At 67.4% G+C, this 22,657-nt stretch carries 16 protein-coding genes; 10 read left to right on the forward strand and 6 right to left on the reverse strand.

Annotation, left to right across the window (positions count from 1 at the left end):
• Window positions 1–52: 52 nt before the first annotated feature.
• Window positions 53–3,547, reverse strand: coding sequence for a bifunctional proline dehydrogenase/L-glutamate gamma-semialdehyde dehydrogenase (locus ASF72_RS01100; protein WP_056595758.1), 3,495 nt, complete (start codon window positions 3,545–3,547; stop codon window positions 53–55).
• Window positions 3,548–3,780: 233 nt separating this feature from the next.
• On the reverse strand, window positions 3,781–5,241 hold the full coding sequence (locus ASF72_RS01105) for an amino acid permease (protein ID WP_050685277.1): 1,461 nt from the start codon (window positions 5,239–5,241) through the stop codon (window positions 3,781–3,783).
• Between the two features lie 149 nt (window positions 5,242–5,390).
• Between ASF72_RS01105 and ASF72_RS01110 the strand changes: the two genes are divergently transcribed.
• Complete coding sequence (locus ASF72_RS01110) at window positions 5,391–6,353, forward strand: LysR substrate-binding domain-containing protein (protein ID WP_050685278.1); 963 nt, start codon at window positions 5,391–5,393, stop codon at window positions 6,351–6,353.
• On the opposite strand, the gene ASF72_RS01115 is transcribed toward ASF72_RS01110, so the two are convergent.
• Window positions 6,306–6,734: a hypothetical protein gene (locus ASF72_RS01115; protein ID WP_056595761.1), complete on the reverse strand. Its 429-nt coding sequence runs from the start codon at window positions 6,732–6,734 to the stop codon at window positions 6,306–6,308. The two genes, ASF72_RS01110 and ASF72_RS01115, sit on opposite strands and share 48 nt — an antisense overlap.
• Before the next feature lie 132 nt (window positions 6,735–6,866).
• On the opposite strand from ASF72_RS01115, the gene panD reads away from it, so the two are divergent.
• The 3 genes from panD (at window position 6,867) to ASF72_RS01135 (ending at window position 9,521) form a co-directional block, all read left to right on the forward strand.
• A complete protein-coding gene (gene panD / locus ASF72_RS01125; protein ID WP_197273551.1) occupies window positions 6,867–7,298 on the forward strand; it encodes an aspartate 1-decarboxylase in 432 nt (143 codons plus the stop codon).
• Window positions 7,299–7,414: 116 nt separating this feature from the next.
• Window positions 7,415–8,341, forward strand: coding sequence for an AEC family transporter (locus tag ASF72_RS01130; RefSeq protein WP_056595764.1), 927 nt, complete (start codon window positions 7,415–7,417; stop codon window positions 8,339–8,341).
• Window positions 8,342–8,390: 49 nt separating this feature from the next.
• The gene (locus ASF72_RS01135) at window positions 8,391–9,521 is read left to right on the forward strand and encodes an FAD-dependent oxidoreductase (RefSeq protein ID WP_056595767.1); all 1,131 of its coding nucleotides are present in this window, start codon (window positions 8,391–8,393) and stop codon (window positions 9,519–9,521) included.
• A gap of 3 nt (window positions 9,522–9,524) precedes the next feature.
• On the opposite strand, the gene ASF72_RS01140 is transcribed toward ASF72_RS01135, so the two are convergent.
• Together ASF72_RS01140 and ASF72_RS01145 are read right to left on the reverse strand one after the other, a co-directional pair.
• Window positions 9,525–12,191, reverse strand: coding sequence for a trehalase-like domain-containing protein (locus ASF72_RS01140; RefSeq protein WP_056595770.1), 2,667 nt, complete (start codon window positions 12,189–12,191; stop codon window positions 9,525–9,527).
• Window positions 12,192–12,371: 180 nt separating this feature from the next.
• A complete protein-coding gene (locus ASF72_RS01145) occupies window positions 12,372–13,361 on the reverse strand; it encodes an LLM class flavin-dependent oxidoreductase (RefSeq protein WP_050685284.1) in 990 nt (329 codons plus the stop codon).
• 140 nt (window positions 13,362–13,501) lie between these two features.
• Between ASF72_RS01145 and ASF72_RS01150 the strand changes: the two genes are divergently transcribed.
• The 6 genes from ASF72_RS01150 to ASF72_RS01175 all read left to right on the forward strand — a co-directional run bounded on the left by ASF72_RS01150 (window position 13,502) and on the right by ASF72_RS01175 (window position 21,192).
• Window positions 13,502–14,371 carry an aldo/keto reductase gene (locus ASF72_RS01150; RefSeq protein WP_050685285.1) on the forward strand — a complete coding sequence of 290 codons (870 nt, stop codon included), beginning with the start codon at window positions 13,502–13,504 and terminating at the stop codon, window positions 14,369–14,371.
• Window positions 14,372–14,590: 219 nt separating this feature from the next.
• The gene (locus tag ASF72_RS01155) at window positions 14,591–15,574 is read left to right on the forward strand and encodes an ABC transporter substrate-binding protein (RefSeq protein ID WP_056595772.1); all 984 of its coding nucleotides are present in this window, start codon (window positions 14,591–14,593) and stop codon (window positions 15,572–15,574) included.
• 94 nt (window positions 15,575–15,668) lie between these two features.
• Window positions 15,669–16,271, forward strand: a complete 603-nt coding sequence (locus ASF72_RS01160) for a TetR/AcrR family transcriptional regulator (protein ID WP_050685287.1) — start codon at window positions 15,669–15,671, stop codon at window positions 16,269–16,271.
• Window positions 16,272–16,394: 123 nt separating this feature from the next.
• On the forward strand, window positions 16,395–17,912 hold the full coding sequence (locus tag ASF72_RS01165) for an aldehyde dehydrogenase family protein (RefSeq protein WP_056595775.1): 1,518 nt from the start codon (window positions 16,395–16,397) through the stop codon (window positions 17,910–17,912).
• A complete protein-coding gene (locus ASF72_RS01170) occupies window positions 17,913–19,553 on the forward strand; it encodes a GMC family oxidoreductase (RefSeq protein ID WP_056595779.1) in 1,641 nt (546 codons plus the stop codon).
• A gap of 46 nt (window positions 19,554–19,599) precedes the next feature.
• Window positions 19,600–21,192, forward strand: a complete 1,593-nt coding sequence (locus ASF72_RS01175; protein WP_056595783.1) for an APC family permease — start codon at window positions 19,600–19,602, stop codon at window positions 21,190–21,192.
• A gap of 72 nt (window positions 21,193–21,264) precedes the next feature.
• Here the strand turns inward: ASF72_RS01175 and ASF72_RS01180 are convergent, their stop codons facing one another.
• On the reverse strand, window positions 21,265–22,653 hold the full coding sequence (locus ASF72_RS01180) for an NtaA/DmoA family FMN-dependent monooxygenase (RefSeq protein WP_050685291.1): 1,389 nt from the start codon (window positions 22,651–22,653) through the stop codon (window positions 21,265–21,267).
• Between the last annotated feature and the right edge of the window lie 4 nt (window positions 22,654–22,657).

Here is a 22,657-nt window from a genome sequence, read left to right on the forward strand (position 1 = left end):
GCCCCCTTCAACGGGGCGGCCCGGCTTGTGCCGGTTTGGACGCTGCCGAAGCCTAGATCAGGCCTGCCGAGATGTGGTTCGGGGTGCCGAACCGGTGCGCGGTGATGCTGATGGCCTGCTCGTGGAGGAACGGCAGCAGTTCCACGCGTCCGGCTTCCGTGACCGGGTGGGAGTAGACGGCGACGTCGGGCCGGCCGCCGGTGGCCGCAGCCAGGGCAGCCGAGTCGCCGCCAATCAGGCGGATCCGGGCGCTGGTCAGCTTGCCGGACGCGGCGAGCAGGCCCACCGAAGCCAGCCAGCCGGCGTCGGACTCCACCACAACGCCTATGTTCAGCGCGGTGAAGACAGGGCGCAGCTGCGCCGGAAGCTCGACGGCGGTGGACACTGTAACCGCGGAGCCCGCCAGGACTCCGGCGGCCGCGGTCCGCACCAGGTCAGCCAGCGGCGCACCTTCTGAGAGGCGGATGGTCACCGGGAGGCTGCGGTAGCGGAAGATGTTCCGTTCCGCGCTGAGGCCGGAGACATCCCTGGCAGTGCCGAACTCGTTGGCCCAGGCCTCGGCGTCGGACGCCAGGGCCCGGTTGACGGACTCCAGCTCGGCCGGGGCAAGAGCGGCACTGGCTGCGTTGATGATCCGGCGCACGCCCGGGTGGCTGATGTCGGCCGTGGCGGTGCCGGTGGCCGGGGTCCAGGTGCCCAGGCCGGCCAAGTAGTTCGGTCCGCCTGCCTTGGTGCCGGCGCCAACGGCGGATTTCTTCCAGCCGCCGAAGGGCTGGCGCTGGACGATGGCGCCGGTGATGCCGCGGTTCACGTAAAGGTTGCCGGCCTCAATGGAATCCAGCCAGGTGCCCAGCTCGTCGGGGTTCAGGGAGTGCAGGCCCGCCGTGAGGCCGTATTCAATCTGGTTTTGGATGGCGATGGCTTCGCCCAGGGTATCCGCCGTCATCACGCCCAGGACGGGGCCGAAGAACTCGGTGAGGTGGAAGTAGGAGCCGCGCTTGACGCCGTAGCGCACACCCGGGCTCCAGAGCCGGCCGGTCCCGTCCAGCTTCCGCGGCTCGACGGCCCAGTTTTCACCGTCGCCCAGGGAGGTGAGGGCAGCCAGCAGCTTCCCGCCGGCCGGTTCGATGATGGGCCCCATCTGGCTGGTGGGGTCCTGCGGGTAGCCAACCTTCAACGAGGAAACCGCGTCGATCAGCTGGTTGTGGAACCGCTTGGACTTGGCCACGGAGCCCACCAGGATCACCAGTGACGCGGCGGAGCATTTCTGCCCGGCGTGCCCGAACGCGGAGTACGCCACGTCCTTGGCCGCCAGGTCCAGGTCTGCACTGGGGGTGACGATGATGGCGTTTTTGCCGCTGGTTTCCGCCAGCAGCGGCAGGTCCTGCCGGAAACCGCGGAACAGTTCAGCGGTTTCGTACCCGCCGGTGAGGATCACGCGGTCCACGTCCGGGTGGGAGATGAGCTGCCGGCCGAGTTCCCGCTCGCCCATCTGGACCATGGCCAGGACATCCCGGGGAACGCCTGCCTCCCAGAGGGCCTCGACCATCACGGCGCCGCTGCGGGCGGCCTGCTTGGCGGGCTTGATCACCACGGCGGAGCCGGCGGCGAGGGCCGCGAGGGTGGAGCCGGCGGGAATGGCCACCGGGAAGTTCCAGGGCGGGGTGACCACGGTGAGCCTGGCTGGGACGAACGTGGCGCCGTCGACCGTTTCCAGTTTCCGGGCTGACTCGGCGTAGTAGTGCGCGAAGTCCACCGCCTCGCTGATCTCGGGGTCGCCCTGGTCGATGGTTTTGCCGGTCTCGCTGGCCATCACCTCGAGCAGGTCGGCGCGGCGGGCCTCGAGGACGTCGCCGGCGCGGTGCAGGATCTCGGCGCGTTCGGCGCCGGACAGCGCGCCCCAGGCCTTGCCCTTTTCGACGGCGGTGCCGATCACGGTGTTGAGGGCGGCCTCATCCGTGATGGTTGCCGCCTGTACCGCTGCGTTGCCCAGGGTGGAACCTTCAACCCTGGCCAGGATGCTGCGGCCCCAGGTTCGGTTGGCGGGCAGCGACGGGTCAGTGTCGGGAGTGTTGTCGAACCCGTCGCGGGGCGCGGGCGCGGGGGCCGCGTTGCGGTCCTGGCGGCGGTTAGGCGGCGGAACGGTCTCATCCAGGGTGTCCAGGGAAGCCAGGAAGCGCTGCTTTTCGCGTTCGAACAGCACTTCGTTGTCGCTCAGTTCGAAGACGGCAGACATAAAGTTGTCCTGGCTGGCACCCTCCTCCAGCCGGCGGATCAGGTAGGCGATGGCCACGTCGAACTCGGCAGGGTGCACCACCGGGGTGTAGAGCAGGAGGGAGCCCACGTCCTTCTTGACGGCTTCGGCCTGGCCCTGGGCCATGCCCAGCAGCATCTCGAATTCGATGCCGGCCTCGACACCGCGCTGCTTGGCCAGCAGCCAGGCGAAGGCGATGTCGAAGAGGTTGTGGCCGGCCACGCCGATGCGGATGTTGTGGATCCGGTCCGGGTGCAGCGAATAGTTAATGACGCTCTTGTAGCTGGTGTCGGAGTCCTGCTTGCTGCCCCAGGTGGCCAGCGGCCAATCGTGCAGTGAGGATTCCACCTGTTCCATGGGCAGGTTGGCGCCCTTGACCACGCGGACCTTGATGGCGGCGCCGCCGGCGGCCCGCCGTCCCGCCGCCCAGCCCTGGAGCCGGATCATGGCGGACAGTGCGTCCGGCAGGTAGGCCTGGAGCACAATGCCGGCTTCCAGGTCCTTGAATTCGGGCTTGTCCAGGATCCGGGTGAACACCGCGATGGTCATGTCCAGGTCCTTGTACTCCTCCATGTCCAGGTTGATGAACTTGGCTTTGGTCCCGGGGCCGGCAAAGGAGGCGGCACGGGCAAAGAGCGGGGTGAGTTTTTCCACCACGTGCTCCACGGCCTCGTCGAAGGCCCAGGCGGAGTGCGGTGCAACGGTGGACGAAACCTTGATGGAGACGTAGTCGACGTCGGGACGGGCCAGGAGCGTATGGGTGCCTTCGAGCCGGCGGGAGGCCTCGTGCTCGCCCAGGACTGCCTCGCCCAGCAGGTTCACGTTGAGCTTGATGCCGTCCTTGCGGATTTTGGCGATGGCCGGGCCCAGTTTGGCATCCGTGGCGTCCACGATCAGGTGGCCCACCATTTCGCGCAGCACCTTGCGGGCCACGGGGATCACCACCTGCGGCAGGATCGGGGCCATGGTGCCGCCCAGGTGAACGGCGCTTCGCATGTACCACGGCAGGAAGGCCGGCACCTTGGGGGCCAGTGCTGCGAGGTTGCGTGCTGCCACCTGCAGGTCCTCGGGCCGGACCACGCCGTCCACGAATCCCACGGTGAATTCGAGGCCGTTGGGGTCTTTCAGGACACCGGCCAACTGCTGGGCTGACGCGTCAACGGGGACCTTCGCGGCTTCCGTCAGCCAGTGCCGGACCAACGCGATGGCCTCGGTGGCGAGTCCCTTCGCCTGCTGCACGTCGACGTCGACATGCTGCGCAGTCGCTGCCGGTTCCATTGCGAGGTGGGTCATGGTTTGCCCCGTTCTTTCTGAGGTGGTGAGGAGTCTCTTTCCACCAGTATGGGCTCGCGCTCACATAAGATAAAGCGATCTTTTCTAAGCAATACAGGTTAGAAAAGCCAACTCTTTTTTCGCCCCGTTAACCCAGCATTGCCCTATCACTTATGGTCCCCAAACGCGGCGTTTGGGGACCATAAGTGATAGGGCAACGGGGAGGGAGTGGGACAAGGCGGGAGGGGGCCAGGTCAGTCGGCGGGGCGGGCCCCTACGGCTTCGTGGCGGCGCGGACTGTTGGGGTTCATCAGCGAGTTGCGCCGGCCGTAGGCGAAGTAGATCACCAGGCCGATGACCAGCCAGACGCCGAACCGCACCCAGGTTTCCCAGTGCAGCTGGAACATCAGGAAGGCCGAGGCCAGGACGCCGAAGGCGGGAACCAGCGGCATCAGCGGCAGGCGGAAGGTGCGTGGGGCATCCGGGCGCTTGTAGCGGAAGATGATCACCGAGAGGCAGACCACCACAAAGGCGGCCAGGATGCCGATGTTGGTCAGGTCGGCCACTTCCTTGATGGGGAAAACGCCGGCCAGGAAGGCCGAGGCGACACCCGCGATCCAGGTGACGCGCTGCGGGGTGCCGTGGCGGTCCGTCTTGGCAAACCAGCCGGGAAGGAGACCGTCGCGGCTCATGGCGAACCAGACGCGGGTGACGCCCAGGAGGAACGTGAGCATCACGGTCAGGATGGACAGCACCGCGAACACGGAGATGATGGTGGCGATCACCGGCAGCCCCACACCGGTGAAGGCGGAGGCAAAGCCGGCCTTGGGGTCGATGTCCTTCCAGTTCTGCATGCCGGTCAGCACCAGGGTGGCGGCAACGTAGAGCAGCATGGCCACGATCAGCGACAGGATGATGGCCTTGGGCATGTGCTTTTTGCCGTCCTTGGCCTCTTCGGCGGCGGTGCTCATGGCGTCGTAGCCAAAGACGGCGAAGAACACCGTGGCGGAACCGGCCAGGACCGGGCCGAAGCCGCTGGGCATAAACGGGTTGTAGTTGTTGGTGTCGATGTAGAAGACGCCCAGGCCAATGATGAAGAGGATGAGGATGACCTTGATGGCCACGGCCACCAGTTCGAATCGGCCGAACGCCTTGGTGCCGCGGGACAGGATCCAGGTGACCAGGAGGCACACGAGGATGGCAGGGAGGTTGATGAGCCCGCCCTTGCCCTCGTCCGCGGTGGAGGTCATCCAGACGGGCATGTGGACGCCGATGCCGGAGAGGAAGGCCTCAAGGTAGCCGGAGATCCCGATGGCCACCACCGCCACGATCGCGATGTACTCCAGCAGCAGGTCCCAGCCGATGAACCAGCCGATGACTTCGCCCAGGGCCACATAACCGTAGGTGTAGGCCGAGCCGGCCCGCGGAATCATGCCGGCGAATTCCGCGTAGGAGAGGGCAGCCGCCGCGGACGCGAGGCCGGCAATCAGGAAGGAAATAAGCACCGCGGGCCCCACCCCTGGTGTTCCTTCGCTGCCGGCTGCCACCAGTCCGGCGAGGGAGAAGATACCCACGCCGATGATGCCGCCGACGCCGATGGCCGTGAGCTGCCACAGGCCCAGGGACTTGAAAAGGCCGCTGTGTTTACTCTCTTCTTCGATGTCGTCAATGGGCTTGCGCCGCATGATCGACTGGCTCAGGTCTTTGCTGGTCATGGATTACTCCTGCTTGGGGTGCGACCCCGACGCGGCGCCCGGAGATGGCTGTGACGGGGGTAACTGGGTTCCAACAGTATGCACAGCGGCTTCCGTTAGATAAAGTGACTACTTCTAACCGATATTCATTAGATTCGATAAGGAATTCCATGCTTGATGTCCGCAGGCTGCGGCTCCTCCGGGAGCTGAGCATCCGGGGGACGCTTGCTGAGGTGGCGGAGGCCCTGCAGTACAGCCCGTCGTCGGTATCCCAGCAGCTGGCCCTGCTGGAGAAGGAAGTGGGGGTTGAGCTCCTGCGCAAGACCGGCCGCCGGGTCCAGCTGACGCCGCAGGCTGAGGTCCTGGTGGCCCACACCGCCCAACTGCTTGAAACCATGGAGCAGGCCGAAGCGGACCTGGCCGCGTCCCTGACCACCGTCACCGGAACCGTCCGGATCGCCGTGTTCCAGTCGGCAGCCCTGGCCCTGATGCCCGACACGCTGACCCGGATGGCTGCCGCATACCCGGAGGTGCGGATCGAAATGATCCAGCGGGAGCCCGAAACAGCCCTGCATGAGACCTGGGCGCGCGATTTTGACCTGGTCATCGCGGAACAGTATCCGGGCCACGCCGCGCCCAGGTATCCGGAACTGGACCGGCTGAAGCTCACCACGGATGCCATCCGGCTGGCGGTTCCACCGGCGGCCGACGGCGGAACCACCATCCGCTCGCTCGAGGACACCGCGGACCTCGCCTGGGTCATGGAACCGCGGGGTGCCGCATCCCGGCACTGGGCGGAACAGGCGTGCCGCAGCGCCGGCTTCGAACCGGACGTCCGCTTTGAGACCGCCGACCTGCAGGCACAGGCGCGCCTGATCGAGTCGGGCAACGCCGTGGCGCTGATGCCGGACCTGGTGTGGACCGGCCGGGGCACCACGGCCCAATTGGTGGAGCTCCCCGGCAGGCCGCACCGGACCATCTTCACGTCGGTCCGCCGCTCCAGCGCCCAGCGGCCGGCCATCCTGGCGGCCCGGGAAACCCTTGCCGCCGCGGCCGCAGCGGTGGCAGCCGGGGCGGGCCGGTCCTCAGCTGCGCCTGTTGATGACCTGGAAGGCCACCGCGCCGGTCAGTAGTTCGGTGAACAGCAGGACCGCCAGAGCCACCTCCACCGGGGCGCCCAGGCCGATCGCCACCACGGCGGCGCAGGTCAACAGGACCGAGAACGGGCCCATCACCGCCAGCGCCCTGGTGAAGACGGCGTTATCGCGTTCATCCCCGGTCTGCGCGAAGGCCCACTCGAAGGTGGTGACGGACTGCGGCCGGCGCATGGCCCGCCACACGCCGATGCCTGCCGCGGCCAACCCCAGCGCACCACCCACCAGGAAGCCATTTCCCATGTTGCCGGGCCCGTATTCGCGCAGCAGGAGCCCTACCACCACAACGGTCGCGAGTCCCGTCAGGCAAAGACCCACCATCAGCGGCTTGTTTTGGCCAGGGAATCGTTCAGTCTGCATGGAAGATCTCCTCAACAGTGCGGTGGAAGTGGCGGGCGATGGCGATGGCCAGCGGCAGGGACGGGTCATAGCGCGCCACTGTCGGCTGCGTCACAGCGCCGCGGCTGGGCTCCGGCGTAGACTTGGTCCGTTATGAATCGAACAATGTTCAAGTCCAAAATCCACCGGGCCACCGTCACGCACGCGGACCTGCACTACGTAGGTTCCGTCACGGTTGACCTGGACCTGCTTGACGCTGCCGACATCCTGCCCGGGGAACTCGTGGCCATCGTGGACGTCACCAACGGCGCCCGGCTGGAAACCTACACCATCGCCGGCGAGCGCGGTTCCGGCGTCCTGGGGATCAACGGCCCGGCAGCGCACCTGGTGCAGGAGAACGACGTTGTTATCCTCATTACGTACGCCCAAATGACTTCCGCGGAAGCCCGCGCGTACACTCCCCGCGTGGTCCATGTGGATGCCGGCAACAGGATCATCCAGCTGGGCACCGACCCCGCCGAGGGCATCACCCCTGGGTTGGTGCGGCCGCCGTACGCCCTGGACAACTCGGCCCTGCCCGCGTAGTCCCTGTCCGGATGGCGGTATTTTCGCCGTCCACACCCGCCCTTCAGGCTCAAATCTGATTAGCTGGGGGTTGTGAACCCCCGTCTGTTGACCTTCCGCCCCGCGGTGCGCGTGCCGTGCTAGGCGTGCTGGCGGGTTTTTTTGTGGTGTGGACCATCATCCTGGTGGGCTGGTTTGTTGGCCGCCGGAAAATCCTGGGCGAGAACGCCCGCAACGTCCTCAGTTCGCTGACCTTCTTCGTGGCCAGCCCGGCTCTTTTGTTCGAAACCCTGAGCAAAGCGCACCTGCAGGAGGTCTTCGCGGCTCCCCTGCTCGTTACCGCAGTGGGCGCCATCGCCACCGCGCTGATATTTTTCACCATTGCCAGGTTGTGGCTCAAGCGCTCCCTGCCGGAAGCCCTGATGTCCTCCATGGCGGCCTCGCTGGCCAACTCGGCCAACCTGGGCATCCCTATTGCCGTCTACGTCCTGGGCGACGCGAGCTATGTGGCGCCGCTGCTCATTTTCCAGCTGGCTTTCTTCACCCCGTTGTTCCTGATGATCCTGGATTCGAGCACCAGCTCGCACCGCACCACTCCCCTTCGCTTCATCCTCATGGTCCTGCGCAACCCCATGATCGTCGGCTCGGGATTGGGCCTGCTGGTGGCGGGAACGGGAGTACAGATCCCCGCCCTGGTGATGGAACCAATCCACCTCATCGGTGGGGCCGCGATCCCCGCCATGCTCATCGCCTTCGGCATGAGCCTGAACGGGACCCGGCCACTGCAGGCCGACGCCGGCCGGCGCGTGGACACGCTGCTGGCCAGCGCGTTCAAGCTGGTGGTCCACCCCACCCTGGCGTACGTGTTTGCCCGGTTTGTGCTGGGCATGGAGGGGCATGCCCTGTTCGCCGTGGTGGTCACCTCGGCGCTCCCCACGGCCCAGAACGTATTCGTGGCAGCGAGCCGTTACAAAACAGGGCTGACGGTGGCCAAGGACACCGTGCTGATCACCACCGTAGTGGCCGTCCCTGCCATGATCGGCGTCGCCCTGCTCCTCGCCTGAGCCTTAAGCGCCCAACGGATTTACCCACCGAACCAGAACCGGAGAACCCATGTCCACCATCCTCGACACCGTCATTATCGGCGGCGGCGCCATGGGCTCCGCCGCCGCCTGGGCGCTGGCCCGGCGGGGCCGCCAGGTGACCCTGGTGGAGCAGTTCGGCCCGGGGCACAAGATCGGGGCCTCGCACGGTGCCACCCGGAACCTCAATCCCGGCTATGAGCGGCCCGAATACATCGCCATGCTCGCCGAATCGCTGGCCCTGTGGGATGAGCTCGAACAGGACAGCGGCACCACACTGCTGGAACGCACCGGCATCGCCAGCCACGGCCCGCACCCGCGGCTTCCTGCCGTGGCGGAGGCGCTGGAGGCGGCCGGCATCCGGGCGGAGATGCTTTCCCCCGACGCCGCGGCCGAGCGCTGGCGCGGCATCCGCTTCGACCGGCAGGTGCTCCACATGCCCGACGGCGGCCAGCTCAACCCGGATGCGGCTCTCCCGGTTTTCCAGCGGCTCGCCGCCGCCCGCGGCGCCGACATCAGGCACCACACCAGAGTGGCTGCCCTGGAGATCCTGTCCGACGGGGTCCGGCTGGTCCTCGAATCCGCCACGGGCACGGAGGTGGTCACCGCCGCCCAGGCCGTGGTTACGGCCGGCGCCTGGACCGGGAAGCTGCTGGGCGGGGAGTCCGGAGCAGGGCTGCGGTTCCCGCGGCTGCGGGTCACGCAGGAACAGCCCGCGCACTTCCGCATCGCAGACGAAGGGGCGTTCTGGCCAGGGTTCAACCACTACCCGGGTGCCGGGTCAGCCTACGCGAACTGGTATTCCCCGGTGTACGGCATGCAGACCCCGGGCGAGGGGATCAAGGCCGGCTGGCACGGGGTGGGTCCCGAGGTGGACCCGGACCGGCGCAACTTCCTGCCGGAACCGGTGCAGCTGGCCGCCCTGCAGTCCTACGCCCGCGCTTGGCTTCCCGGGGTGGACGCCGACTCGTTCGAGGCCATCAGCTGCACCTATACCAGCACCCCCGATGAGGATTTTGTGCTGGACCGGATCGGTCCGGTGGTCATCGGCGCAGGCTTCTCCGGGCACGGCTTTAAGTTCACCCCGGCGATCGGCCGGATCCTGGCGGACCTGGCCACCGGCACCCGGCCGGCGCCGGAAATGTTCCGCGCGTCCCGCTGACGGCTAGCTCCGGCGGGGCTCGTCGTGCCGTTTCCGGGTGCCGTGCTGGTCCTGGTGGGCGTCGAGGATCCTGGCGCAGCGGATGAAGCCCAGGTGCGAGTATGCCTGCGGGTGGTTGCCCAGGTGGGTTTCGGTGCCGGGGTCGTACTCCTCCGGCAGCAGCCCGGTGGGCCCGAACAGGTTGACCAGCTGGTCAAACAGGTCCCAGGCCTCTTCGATCCTGCCCACCGCGACATAAGCTTCGATCAGCCAGGTGGTGCAGATGTGGAACCCGCCCTCCAAACCCGGCAGGCCGTCGTCGTACCTGTACCGGAAAACCGTGGGCCCCACCCGCAGTTCGCGTTCCACAGCCGTGACGGTGTCCAGGAAGCGCTGGTCCGTGACGTCCAGCAGGCCCGAAAGGCCGATGTGCAGGACGGCCGCGTCAAGGTCCGGGCTGTCGTAGGCCACCGTGTAGGACTGAGCCGCCGCGTCCCAGCCTTCCTGCAGGACTTCGGCCTTGATGGCCGCAGCGGCAGGAGCCCATTCCGGTTTCGGCGCCCTTCCGTGGCGTTCGGCGGTACGCAGCGCCCGGTCCAGGGTGACCCAGCACATGACCTTGGTGTAGACGTGGTGGCGCGGGGCCCGGCGGGCTTCCCAGATGCCGTGGTCCGGCTCATGCCAGCGGGCCAGGACGGCAGCAGCCATCTGCACCAGGAGCTCCCAGTGGGGATCGGCGAGCGCGTCCTCCCGCTCACTGAGGCTGTTCACCAGCTCGGCGATGGGACCGAAGACGTCCAGCTGGACCTGGTGGTCGGCGGCGTTCCCGATCCGGACCGGCCGTGAGCCGGCGTATCCGGGCAGGCTGTCGATGACGGCCTCGGTGGACAGCGGCGCGCCCGTCACGGAGTACAGCGGGTGGAGCCACTCGGGGCCTGGGGCGTTGGCCAGGATCCGGCCCAGCCAGGCCAGGAATCCTGCGGCCTCACTGGTGGAACCCAGGTCAACCAGGGCATTGACGGTCATGGACCCGTCCCGCAGCCAGCAGTAGCGGTAGTCCCAGTTCCGGGTTCCGCCAATGCCCTCCGGCAGGGACGTGGTGGGGGCGGCCAGCACGGCGCCGGTTGGCTGGTGGACCAGGGCACGCAGTACCAGCGCGGAGCGGCGCACCAGGGACGGCTTGACGGCGGGCAGCGCCAGGTTCTGCACCCATTGTCGGGCGTGCAGCGCTACGCCGGCCCGGCGGCCGGTCTCGCCCGCCGGATCGGCGGGTTGCGGCTCGGTGTCACCGCAGCGGAGGTTCAGCACCACGGGCCCGTTGGCCAGGTTTACGGCGGCCGTGGCGGTGGCGTGGCGGCCATCGGAGGTGATGTTGAACGTGACGCCGGGTGCCAGCAGGATGATGGGCTCCGAGGTGCCCATCACGTGCACCTCATCGCCCCGGGCTTCCATGCTGAAAGGGGCGGTGGCGTAGTCAGGCCTGGGGGCGAAGGTGATGGTGGCGGCGCCATGGCCGGACAGGACGCGGACCAGGCTGGTGATGCCGTCCGGGGCCGGTTCAAGGTAGTCGGTGACGGTGACGTCTGCCCAGCGCGTTTCCACGATCATGGTGCTGTCCACATAGCGCTGCCCCAGGACCTGGGAGGCCTTGACAGGGGCCACTGTGAAGTGGCCGGCGGCGTCCCCGCCCAGGATGTGGGCGAACAGGGAGCCTGAATCCGGCAGCGGGTGGCTCATCCAGCAGATCTTGGCATCCGGCGTGACCAGGGCCGTGACGGAGCCGTTGCCGATCATCGAGTGCCGTTCCAGGCCCACGGCGTCCTCGCCGAAGAGCCAGGCCCGGCGCAGTTCAAACAGGATGGCCAGCACGCGGGCAAAGGATTCCGGGTCCCGGAGCCGGTGCGCGGCCACCGACTTCCCGGCGCCCACCCGCAGGCCCATGTCCGGGCCGCGGAGCGTTGCCATGGCCAGTTCATCGCTGGCGGCGTCCCCGGCAAACATCGCGGCGCTGGCGCCCAGCCGGGACCGGAGGTTCTCCAGCGCGTCTGCTTTGGCCGGCTCCAGGATGGACAGGTCCAGCACCGAGCCGTCCACGATGAAGGCGAGCCCGTGCCGGGCGGCGATCTCCCGGGCGGCCTTCGTCACGGCGGAAACCACGTCCGGGGCGGCCGGCCGGGTGTGGACTGAGACGGCAACGGGTTTGCGTTCCATCCAGATGCCTTTCATGAACCCCACCGCCTCGTTGAGTTCGGCGCCGACCTTCTGGAGGAGGGCTTCCGTGGCAAGGGTCTGGGCGTGCGCGAAACCCATGTCGAACTCCGCGCCGTGGGAGCCCACCAGGTGCACTTCCGCGGGCAGCCGGGACACAGCGGCAAGGTCGCGGAGCGAGCGGCCGGAGATGACAGCGGCGTGGGTGTTGGGCAACGCGGCCAGGGCGCGCAGCGCGATCGCGGCGCTGCCCAGCGGCAGGGTTTCGGTGGAAATGCCCTCCGCGTCGCAAAGGGTGCCGCCGTAGTTGCAGGCCACCAGCAGGCCGGGGACGCGGGCCAGGACCTTCAGTTCGGCAAGCAGTGCCGGCGTGAGTCCGTCATCCGCTGCGTCCGTCTGGACGAAGGCGCGCAGCAGGCCCAGGGGAAGTGACCGGGTGAGGAGCGCGGAGTCCGCCACGCTTTGGTTCAACGGCGTCGCCATCCTGGTGCTCCTCGCGGCAGGCCCGGCCCGGGGAAACTGCCGCGGGCTGCGGACTGCCGGGTGGTGCCCCGCCCCGGCATCCACGGACGCCGGAGGGGACACTGACCATGGTCCCGCCGGCCAGTTTCACCTGAATATCGGGGTGATTGCCGCCATGTTAAGTCGGGGCGCCGGTGGGAATCAGACCCGCAGCAGGCCGGCGGCTTCCGCCAGCAGCTCCACGGACCGCAGCCGGGAATCGGTCCCGGTGCTCTGGTGGGCCACGATGAGTTCGTCGGCGTCGGCGTGCCGGCCAAAGGAGTCCAGGTAGTCCAGCACCACATCCGGGGTGCCCACGGCGGAGTACGTCATCATCTGCGACACGTGCTGGCCCTGCGGGGAATCCAGCACCATGTCGGCCTCATCGTCCGTGAACTCGCGGCCGCCGCCGAAGAACAGGGACACGCGCGCACGCTTGGTGGCCTGCATCATGGCCTGCGCCTCTGCGGCGGAGTCCGCGGCGATGACGTTGACGCCGGCGATCACGTGCGGGGCGTCCAGCTGTGCGGACGGCTTGAATTCGCGTCGGTAGGTGGCCACGGCATCCTGCAGCGCCGCCGGCGAGAAGTGCGAGGCAAAGGCGTACGGCAATCCCAGTTGGGCAGCCAGGCGGGCGCCGAAGAGGGAGGAGCCGAGGATGTAGAGGGGCACGTCGGTGCCCTTGCCGGGGGTCGCTTCCACACCCTGGACCCGGGTGGGACCGGTGAGGTAGCCCTGCAGTTCCAGGACGTCCTGCGGGAAGCTGTCTGCGGACATCGGATCGCGGCGCAGGGCGCGCATGGTGTTCTGGTCGCTGCCGGGCGCGCGGCCCAGGCCCAGGTCGATCCGGCCCGGGTGCAGGGTCTCCAGGGTGCCGAACTGCTCGGCGATGGTCAGCGGCGAGTGGTTGGGCAGCATCACGCCGCCGGAACCCAGCCGGATGCTTTCCGTGTGGGCCGCCACGTGGGCGATCAGCACACTGGTGGCGGACGACGCGATGGAGGACATGTTGTGGTGCTCCGCGTACCAGACCCGCCGGTATCCCAGCTTCTCGGCCGCCTGCGCCATGGCCACGCTGCCAGCGAAACTCTCCGCAGCCGTCTGGCCTTTGCCGATGGTTGCCAGATCAAGGATGGAGAGGGGAAGAGTCACGGTGCTGCCGGCCTTTCAGAGCGTTGCGTTGGAAATGCCGGCCGGGTCACGGCAGGCACAGCAGGTATAACGACGGCGGCGCCCGGCTTATTTCGACGGGTTTCCGGAATACCCGGCACACTGGGGCTGTTGCCGCCTCCATGACCCCTGATACGAACCAGCTGGAACTTTCCGCCACCATCAGCCTTAAGGATCTCGGCACGGTGCACAGACTTGGCTTCGGCGCCATGCGCATCGTCGGCGATGGCGTCTGGGGCGAGCCCACCGACCGGGCGGCCGCCGTCGCGGTGGTGCGCCGCGCCGTCGAACTCGGTGTTGACTTCATCGACACGGCAGACTCCTACGGCCCGAACATCAGCGAGGAGATCCTGGCCGAGGCCCTGCACCCGTACCGGGAGGGCCTGAAGATCGCCACGAAGGTGGGTTTCACCCGCACCGGGCCGAACCGCTGGGTTCCGGTGGGACGGCCGGAATACCTGCGCCAGCAGACCGAGCTGAGCCTGCGGAAGCTCAAGGTGGACACCCTGGACCTCCTGCAGCTGCACCGGATCGATCCCAAAGTGGACGCCGAGGAACAGTTCGGGGTGCTGCGCGAGCTGCAGGACGAGGGCAAGGTCCGTGCGCTGGGCCTGTCGCAGGTCAGCGTTGCGGAACTGGAGGCGGCCGGCCGGCACTTCACTGTGTCCACTGTCCAGAACCGCTACAACCTGACGGACCGCAGTTCGGCGGACGTGCTGGAGTACGCGGAAAAGAACGGCATCGGGTTCATCCCCTGGGCCCCCATCTCCGCCGGTGAACTGGCGCAGCCCGGCGGCCCGCTGGATGCTGCCGCCAAGCGGTTGGGGGCCACCACGTCCCAGGTGGCGCTGGCGTGGCTGCTGCGCCGCTCCCCCGTGATGATGCCCATCCCGGGGACCGGCTCCGTGGCACACCTCGAGGAGAACCTGGCTTCGGCCGGTGTTGGCCTCGACGACGCCACGTACGCTGAGCTCGAAGCAGCCGGCAAGTAGCACCACTCGGATGCGGAAAGGCCCGGCCACGGCGGACCGGGCCTTTTCCGGCGCCGGGTGATGCCGCCACGAATATGACCGCCGCGGTCGCCCGGTTAACGGCGGTTACGCCGCGTATCTCCGGGTTGCGGAGGCCTTTGGCCTGGCGGGGAGGGCTGCCGGATAGTTGCTGCACAAGCACACTTCCGCTGCATCAGCCCTTACCTCCCAGGAGAAAAAATGGCCACCATTAAGGCAAAGCCGCTCGCGGCCGCGGCCCTGACCATCACCGCATTGCTGGGGCTCGCCGCCTGCTCGGACCCCGGCGCCTCCGCGGCCGCAGGGCCGGCCACCGGCGCCGCCACCACCGCGGCCGGCAAGCAGTTCAACCTGGCGCCCGAGCAGGACCGGTTCAAGGTGTCTGTCGACGCCGAGGCAGCCGCCCTGGTCCCCGAAGCCATCAAGGCCGACGGCAAGCTGACAGTAGTGTCCACGGGCGGCACCGCGCCGCTGAGCCTGTTCGCCAAGGACAACAAAACCGTGATCGGCAGCGAAGTGGACATCGCCCACGCCGTGGGTGAGACCCTGGGCCTGCAGGTCGAGGTGCTTCCGGTGGCCTGGGCCGACTGGCCGCTGGGCGTTGAGTCCGGCAAGTACGAGGCCGTGCTGTCCAACGTCACCGTGACCGAGGCCCGCAAGGAAAAGTTCGACTTCGCCACCTACCGAAACGACCTCCTGGGCTTCTACGCCAAGACGGACTCCGACGTCGGCGAGGTCAGGGAAGCCAAGGACGTGGCCGGCAAGCGCATCATTGTGGGCTCGGGCACCAACCAGGAAGCCATCCTGGTGCGCTGGGACGAGGAAAACAAAAAGAACGGCCTGGCGCCGGTGGAATTCCAGTATTACGACGACGACTCGGCCTCCACGCTGGCACTGCAGTCCGGCCGGGCGGACCTGACGTTTGCCCCCAACGCGGGCTCGGCCTACAAGGCCGCCCTGGACGGCAAAACCAAGCAGGTGGGCACCCTGAACGGCGGCTGGCCCCTGACGGCCGAGATCGCGTTCACCACCAAAAAGGGCAACAACCTCGCCGTGGCCGCCCAGGCGGCATTGAATGAACTGATCGACAACGGTACCTACGCCAAGATCCTGGACCGCTGGGGCCTCACCTCCGAAGCCATCGAAAAGTCGGAGCTGAACCCGCCTGGCCTGCCCAAAAAATAACGGGACCTCCCGCCGACTGAATCCCAGCCCCGCTCCGGCGGGGCTGGGATTCTTCGAATGTGGGCTCCCGGCGGGTTTGGCATACTCTGGCCAGATGGGGACAAAGACCGTGAACTCAGGTGAGCAGCTTGACAGGCAATCGCGCATTCTCGAGGCGGCCCTGGAACTGCTGTCACGGCACGGCATTTCGGGTGTGAGCATGCGTGCGGTGGCCCGGGAGGCCGGCGTCGCGCTGGGCCTGGTGAACTACTACTACGACGACAAAACCAGCCTGATACGGGCCGCCCTGCACCGGGTTGAGGAGCAGGACCTCCTGCTGCTGGCACCGGACCCCTCGGCCGAACCGGATGAACAACTCCGCAGGGCCCTGCGGCGGATCGCCGGTGCCGACCTCCTGACCACCAGGTACCTGTCCCTGCGCCTTCACCTTTGGGCCCTCGCCCAGGCCGACGCAGACTATGCCGAGATTAATGCCGCCGCCTTCGACGGGTATCTCGACGGGCTCGCGGCGCTCGTCTCGAAGGCCATCCCCGGGCTTGCCTGGCAGGAATGCCGGGAGCGGGCCGCAGACATTGTGGTGGTGCAGAACGGCATGTGGCTGACGTCGCTGCTGGGCGTGGATGAGGCCTCCATCCAGCGAAGCATCGCCCGCACGGAAGAGATCGCTTTCGCCCCACAGGCCGGCAGCCAGACCTAGGCGTCGGGCCCAGCCCCGCCCCAAGGCGGACCATTTCCAGCAACCGGTATCGGCCTGAGACATCTTGAACGTTTGTTCAAAAAAGCATTGAACAGTCGTTCAACTTCAGCTAATGTCCTCCGTATGACCTACGCCACACCTTCTGACGACGTGCCAGCAGCCACCCTGTTCATCAACGGCTCGTGGGAGCCTGCCGCATCCGGCGCGGTGCGCCACATCCGCAACCCGGCCGACGGCGAACTGGCCGCCACCGTATCCGAAGCCGGGCAGGAAGACGCTGAACGCGCCATCGCTACAGCCCGGGCCGCCTTCGATTCAGGAGTCTGGTCGAACGTCCCGGCCCCGGATCGCGGCAGCTTCCTTCTGAAGGTCGCTGCCGGACTGCGCGAACACCGCGAAAAGTTCGCCCGCGCCGAGTCGCTGGACACCGGCAAGCGGATGGTCGAAAGCCGCATCGATATGGACGACATCGCCGCCTGCTTCGAATATTTCGGCCGGCTCGCCGGGCAGCAGGCGGGCCGCATCGTCGACGCCGGGGACCCCGCCGTCGTCAGCAAAATCACCTACGAACCCGTGGGCGTCTGCGGCCTGATCACGCCCTGGAACTACCCGCTGCTCCAGGCGGCCTGGAAGATCGCCCCCGCCCTGGCCGCCGGCTGCACCTTCGTCCTGAAGCCCTCCGAGCTGACCCCGTCCACCGCCATCCTGGCCATGCAGCTGCTGCAGGACCTCGGCCTGCCGGACGGCGTCGCCAACCTCGTCACCGGAGCAGGCGCGGAGGCAGGCGCGCCGCTCTCCGAACACCCCGACGTCGACCTCGTTTCCTTCACCGGCGGCCTGGAAACCGGCAAGCGCATCGCGGCCGCCGCAGCCGGCACCGTCAAGAAAGTGGCACTGGAGCTCGGCGGCAAGAACCCCAACGTGGTGTTTGCGGACGCGGACTTTGACGCCGCCGTCGACAACGCCCTTAACGGCGCGTTCGTCCACTCCGGGCAGGTCTGCTCGGCCGGGGCGCGGCTGGTGGTGGCGGAATCCATCGCCGAAAGCTTCGTGGCCGAACTGGTCCGCCGCGCACAGGCGATCAGGCTTGGCGGCCCCTTCGACGAGGCGGCAGAAACCGGCCCCCTGATCTCCGCGGCCCACCGGGACAAGGTCCACGCCTACGTCCAGCGCGGCATCAACGAGGGCGCGCGGCTGCGGTGCGGCGGCGCGGCACCTGTTGGGGAAAAGTACGACGCCGGCTTCTACTACCAGCCCACCGTCCTGGACCGCGTTGCCAGGGGAATGTCCGTGGTCACCGACGAAGCGTTCGGCCCGGTGGTGACGGTGGAGACGTTCCGCACCGAGGACGAGGCGGTGGCCATCGCCAACGACACCGTCTACGGCCTGGCCGGAGCGGTCTGGACCCAGGACGCGGGCAAGGCGCAGCGCGTGGCGTCCCGGCTGCGGCACGGCACCATCTGGATCAACGACTACCACCCCTACCTCCCCCAGGCCGAGTGGGGCGGCTTCGGCCAGTCCGGCGTCGGCCGCGAGCTGGGCCCGACCGGCCTGGCCGAGTACCAGGAAGCCAAGCACACCTACCAGAACACCAGCCCGCAGGTAACCGGCTGGTTTGCTGACCACAGCAAGGAGAACTAGATGCACGTGGAAAACATCGGGGATCTTCCCGGGCGCGGGTTCGACTACGTCGTTATTGGTGGCGGATCCGCCGGAGCCGCAGTGGCCGCCCGGCTGAGCGAGGATCCGGACGTGACCGTGGCCCTCGTGGAGGCCGGCCCGGATGACCGCGGCCTGCCCGAGATTCTGCAGCTGGACCGCTGGATGGAGCTGCTGGAATCCGGCTATGACTGGGACTACCCGGTGGAACCGCAGGAGAACGGCAACTCCTTTATGCGCCACGCCCGCGCCAAGGTGATGGGCGGCTGCTCCAGCCACAACTCCTGCATCGCGTTCTGGGCCCCGCGCGAGGACCTGGACGAGTGGGAGTCGAAGTACGGCGCCACCGGCTGGAACTCTGCAACCGCCTGGCCGCTCTATCAGCGACTGGAAACCAACGAGGATGCCGGCCCTGACGCGCCGCACCACGGTGACTCAGGCCCCGTGCACCTGATGAACGTGCCCCCGGTGGATCCTGCCGGCGTCGCGCTCCTGGATGCATGCGAACAGACCGGCATCCCCCGGGCAAAGTTCAACACCGGAACCACGGTGGTCAACGGCGCCAACTTCTTCCAGATCAACCGCCGCGCGGACGGCACCAGGTCCTCCAGCTCGGTCTCCTACATCCACCCCATCACGGAGCGCGAAAACTTCACCCTGCTGACCGGCTTCCGCGCCCGCCAGCTGGTGTTCGACGCGGACAAGCGCTGCACCGGCGTCGACGTTGTGGACTCGGCGTTCGGCCGGACCCACAGGCTGTCCGCCCACCGCGAGGTCATCCTGTCCACCGGCGCAATCGACTCGCCCAAGCTGCTGATGCTCTCCGGCATCGGCCCCGCGGCGCACCTTGCCGGGCACGGGATCGAAGACCTGGTGGACTCCCCCGGCGTAGGCGAAAACCTGCAGGACCATCCTGAGGGCGTGGTCCAATTCGAGGCCAAACAGCCAATGGTGCAGAGCTCGACGCAGTGGTGGGAGATCGGCATCTTCACCCCCACCGAGGAAGGCCTGGACCGCCCGGACCTGATGATGCACTACGGCTCCGTACCGTTCGACATGAACACCCTGCGGTACGGCTACCCCACCACCGAGAACGGTTTTTCCCTCACCCCGAACGTCACGCACGCCCGTTCCCGCGGCACCGTCCGGCTGCGCAGCCGCGATTTCCGCGACAAGCCGATGGTGGATCCACGCTATTTCACGGATCCCGACGGCCACGACATGCGGGTCATGGTGGCCGGCATCCGCAAGGCCCGCGAGATCGCCGCCCAGCCGGCCATGGCCGAGTGGGCCGGGCGTGAGCTGTCGCCCGGGATCGGGGCACAAAGCGACGAGGAACTTCAGGACTACATCCGCAAGACGCACAACACGGTTTACCACCCCGTCGGCACCGTCCGGATGGGCCCGCCCGACGACGGGATGTCGCCGCTCGATCCCGAGCTGCGGGTCAAGGGCGTCACAGGACTGCGCGTCGCTGACGCCTCCGTGATGCCTGAACACATCACAGTCAACCCCAACATCACCGTCATGATGATCGGCGAGCGTTGCGCGGACCTCATCCGCACCGGCCGCACCGGCGAAACGACAACGGCCGAACTGGAGTTCAGCGCCTCCCACGCCTGAGTACCAGGCGTCATCACCATCGTGCTTTTCTGATCGAGGAGTCCAAATGTTGGAACCCAGCAAGAGTATTGATTCAAGCGGCATGGACGAGTTCGGCTACACCCAGACCCTGGACCGGAGCATCGGCAAGTTCGCCAGCTTTGCAGCAGGCGTCAGCTACATCTCCATCCTCACCGGCGTTTTTCAACTGTTCTACTTCGGTTTTTCCATGGCCGGACCGGCGTATGCCTGGTCCTGGCCCATTGTCTTCGTTGGCCAGCTGATGGTGGCGCTGTGCTTCGCCGAACTGGCCGGCCGCTACCCCGTGGCGGGATCCGTCTACAACTGGGCCAAACGGCTGGCGTCCGGTACCTCGGCGTGGCTGGCCGGCTGGCTGCTGCTGTCCTCCATCATGGCGCTGGGGTCCGTGGCCCTGGCGCTGCAGCTCACCCTGCCGCAGCTCTGGTCCGGGTTCCAGTTCGTTGGTGACGGCACCGGCCCGTTCGACTTTGCCATGAACGGCGTGGTGCTGGCCACCATCATGATCACCATCTCCACCCTCATCAACGCGTTCGGCGTGAAGCTTATGACCCGGATCAACAGCGTTGGGGTTTTTGTGGAGTTGGTGGCAGCCGTCCTGCTGATCCTAGCGCTTGGCTGGCATGTGGTGCGGGGGCCTGAGGTCTTCTTCGACACCACCGGTTTCGGGGAAGGCCATGACCTGGGCTTCTTCGGCGTCTTCCTGATCGGGGCCATGGCGTCCGGCTACGTTATGTACGGCTTCGATACCGCCAGCTCCCTTGGAGAGGAGACCAAGGACCCCAAACGCACGGCACCCAAGGCCATCCTGCGGGCCGTCACCGCCTCGTTCCTGCTCGGTGGCCTGATCCTGCTTTTTGGCATCCTCGCCGCGCCGGACCTCACCGATCCCAAAATCGGTTCTGCCGACGGCGGCCTGCAGCACATCGTGCTCTCCGTCCTGGGCGGACCCTTCGGCAAAGCCTTCCTTGTCTGCATCGTGGTGGCCGTGGTGGTCTGCACCCTGTCCGTCCACGCGGCCGCCATCCGGATGATGTTCGCCATGGCGCGGGACAACAACCTCCCCTTCAGCAGGCAGCTCAGCAAAGTGGATCCGGTCCGCAGGACCCCTACCGTCGCGGCCATCGTCATCGGCGCCCTGGCCGTTATGCCGCTGCTCATCAACGTTATGCAACCGGCGATCTTCACGATTCTGTCCAGCATCAGCATCGTGCTGATTTACCTGTCATATCTCCTGGTCACTGCGCCCATGCTGCGCAACCGGCTCCTGGGCAGGTGGCCCGGCGAAAATTCCGACGCCGGCTTCAGCATGGGCAAATGGGGGCTGCCGGTGAACATCCTCGCCGTCCTGTGGGGCGCCGCCATGACAGTGAACCTGATCTGGCCGCGCCCCGAGATCTACAACTCGGTGCCTCCGTTCGAGTGGTATCTGCAGTGGGGCGGGGTGATCTTCGTCGCCGCCGTCACCGCTGGCGGCGCCCTGCTGTACCGCCTGAAGATCCGCCATCAAACGGGTGTCCTGGCCGAGCATGCCGCGGCCGTCGCAGCCCATCCTTCGTCGGGTCCGGGCGGGGAGGAAGCACCGGCTGTCGCCGCCGGACTGGAGGCCAAGGTGCCCTAGAGCAGTTGTTCCCACACGGTCAGCTGCAGCCGGACCAGCTCCGCGGTGGATTCCGCCGCGGAGCTGTCCTGCTCACGCATGCCGGACCGGGCCGGCGGCGGTGACGGCATCGCCGGAACGGACAGGCGTCGCCAGGCCAAGGTTTTCCCGGAGCGTGGTGCCGCGGTACTCCGTGGGGTAGACGCCGCGTTCCTGCAGTTCCGGCACCAGGTGGTTGACGATGTCGTCCAGGCCCGTGGGGATGAGCCACGGCGAGATGTTAAAGCCGTCCACAGCCCCCACCCTGGCGAATTCCGCGAGGTGATCGGCCACGGCGGAGTAGGAGCCGGTAAACGTGGCGTCCATGCGGGAGGTCTTGGCGGAGACGAACTGCCGGATGGACAGGCCTTTGTCCTTCGCCTCGGCCCGCCACTGGTCCGCGAGCTGCCGCGCTTTGGCGCCGTGGAATCCGCTGCCGCGCGTCTCGGACGTCTCCTCCACCACGGGATCGATTTCGGGGAGCGGCCCGTCGGGGTCGTAGCCGGAGAGCTCCCGGCCCCAGAACTGTTCGAGGTAGGCCAGGGCCTGCTGCGGCCCGATCTGCAGGCTGCGGACCCACTCCTTCTTGGCCTGGGCCTCCTGGTCGGTGGCCGCGAGAATGAACTCGCTGGCCGGCATGATCTGGACGGCGTTGGCAGGACGGCCTGCCGCCAGTGTCCGGGCCACCAGGTCGGTGCGGAATTCAATGGCTTTCTCCAGCTTGGGATGCGCGGAGAAGATCACGTCAGCCTGCCGGGCGGCGAAGTCCCGGCCTTCCGGGGAATCCCCGGCCTGGAACAGCACCGGGCGGTACTGGGCGCTGCGCGGAAGGCGGGGCGTGACGTCCACGGTGTAGTGCTGGCCCTCGTGGCGTACGTGGCGGGCGGGGCCGGCGGGGGTCTCCCACGAATCCCAGATCCGTTTGGCGGTCTCCACAAAGGCTTCCGCGTGCTTGTACCTGTCAGCGTGGTCAAGGTAGCCGCCGCGGCGGAAATTCGCTCCGGTCCAGGCGTTGTCGGTGGTAACGATGTTCCAGGCGGCCCGGCCGCCGGAAATCAGGTCGAGGCTCGCCAGCCGGTGTGCCAGGTCCGCGGGATCGTTGTAGGTCGTGTTCTGAGTGGCTACCAGGCCGATGTTGGTGGTGACGGCGGCGAGGGCAGCCAGGGCGGTCTGTGCGTCGGGGCGGCCCACCACGTCCAGGGCGTGCGGCCGGCCCAGGTGCTCGCGCAGGCGCAGCCCTTCGCCCAGGAAGAAGGCGGCGAACAGGCCGCGCTCTGCGGTCTGCACCAGCCGGCGGAAGGATTCGAAGTCCGTTTGCGAGCCGGATTCGGCGGCCTTCCAGATGGTGCCCGAATTCACCCCCTGGAAAAAGATGCCGAACTGCAGGGTGCCCGAGGGCGCAAAAACGGTGGGATCGGATTTAGCACTGCTGTGCGAAGTCATGGTT

The organism is Arthrobacter sp. Leaf141 (genome assembly GCF_001424565.1).
In the GTDB taxonomy this organism is placed as follows: domain Bacteria; phylum Actinomycetota; class Actinomycetes; order Actinomycetales; family Micrococcaceae; genus Arthrobacter.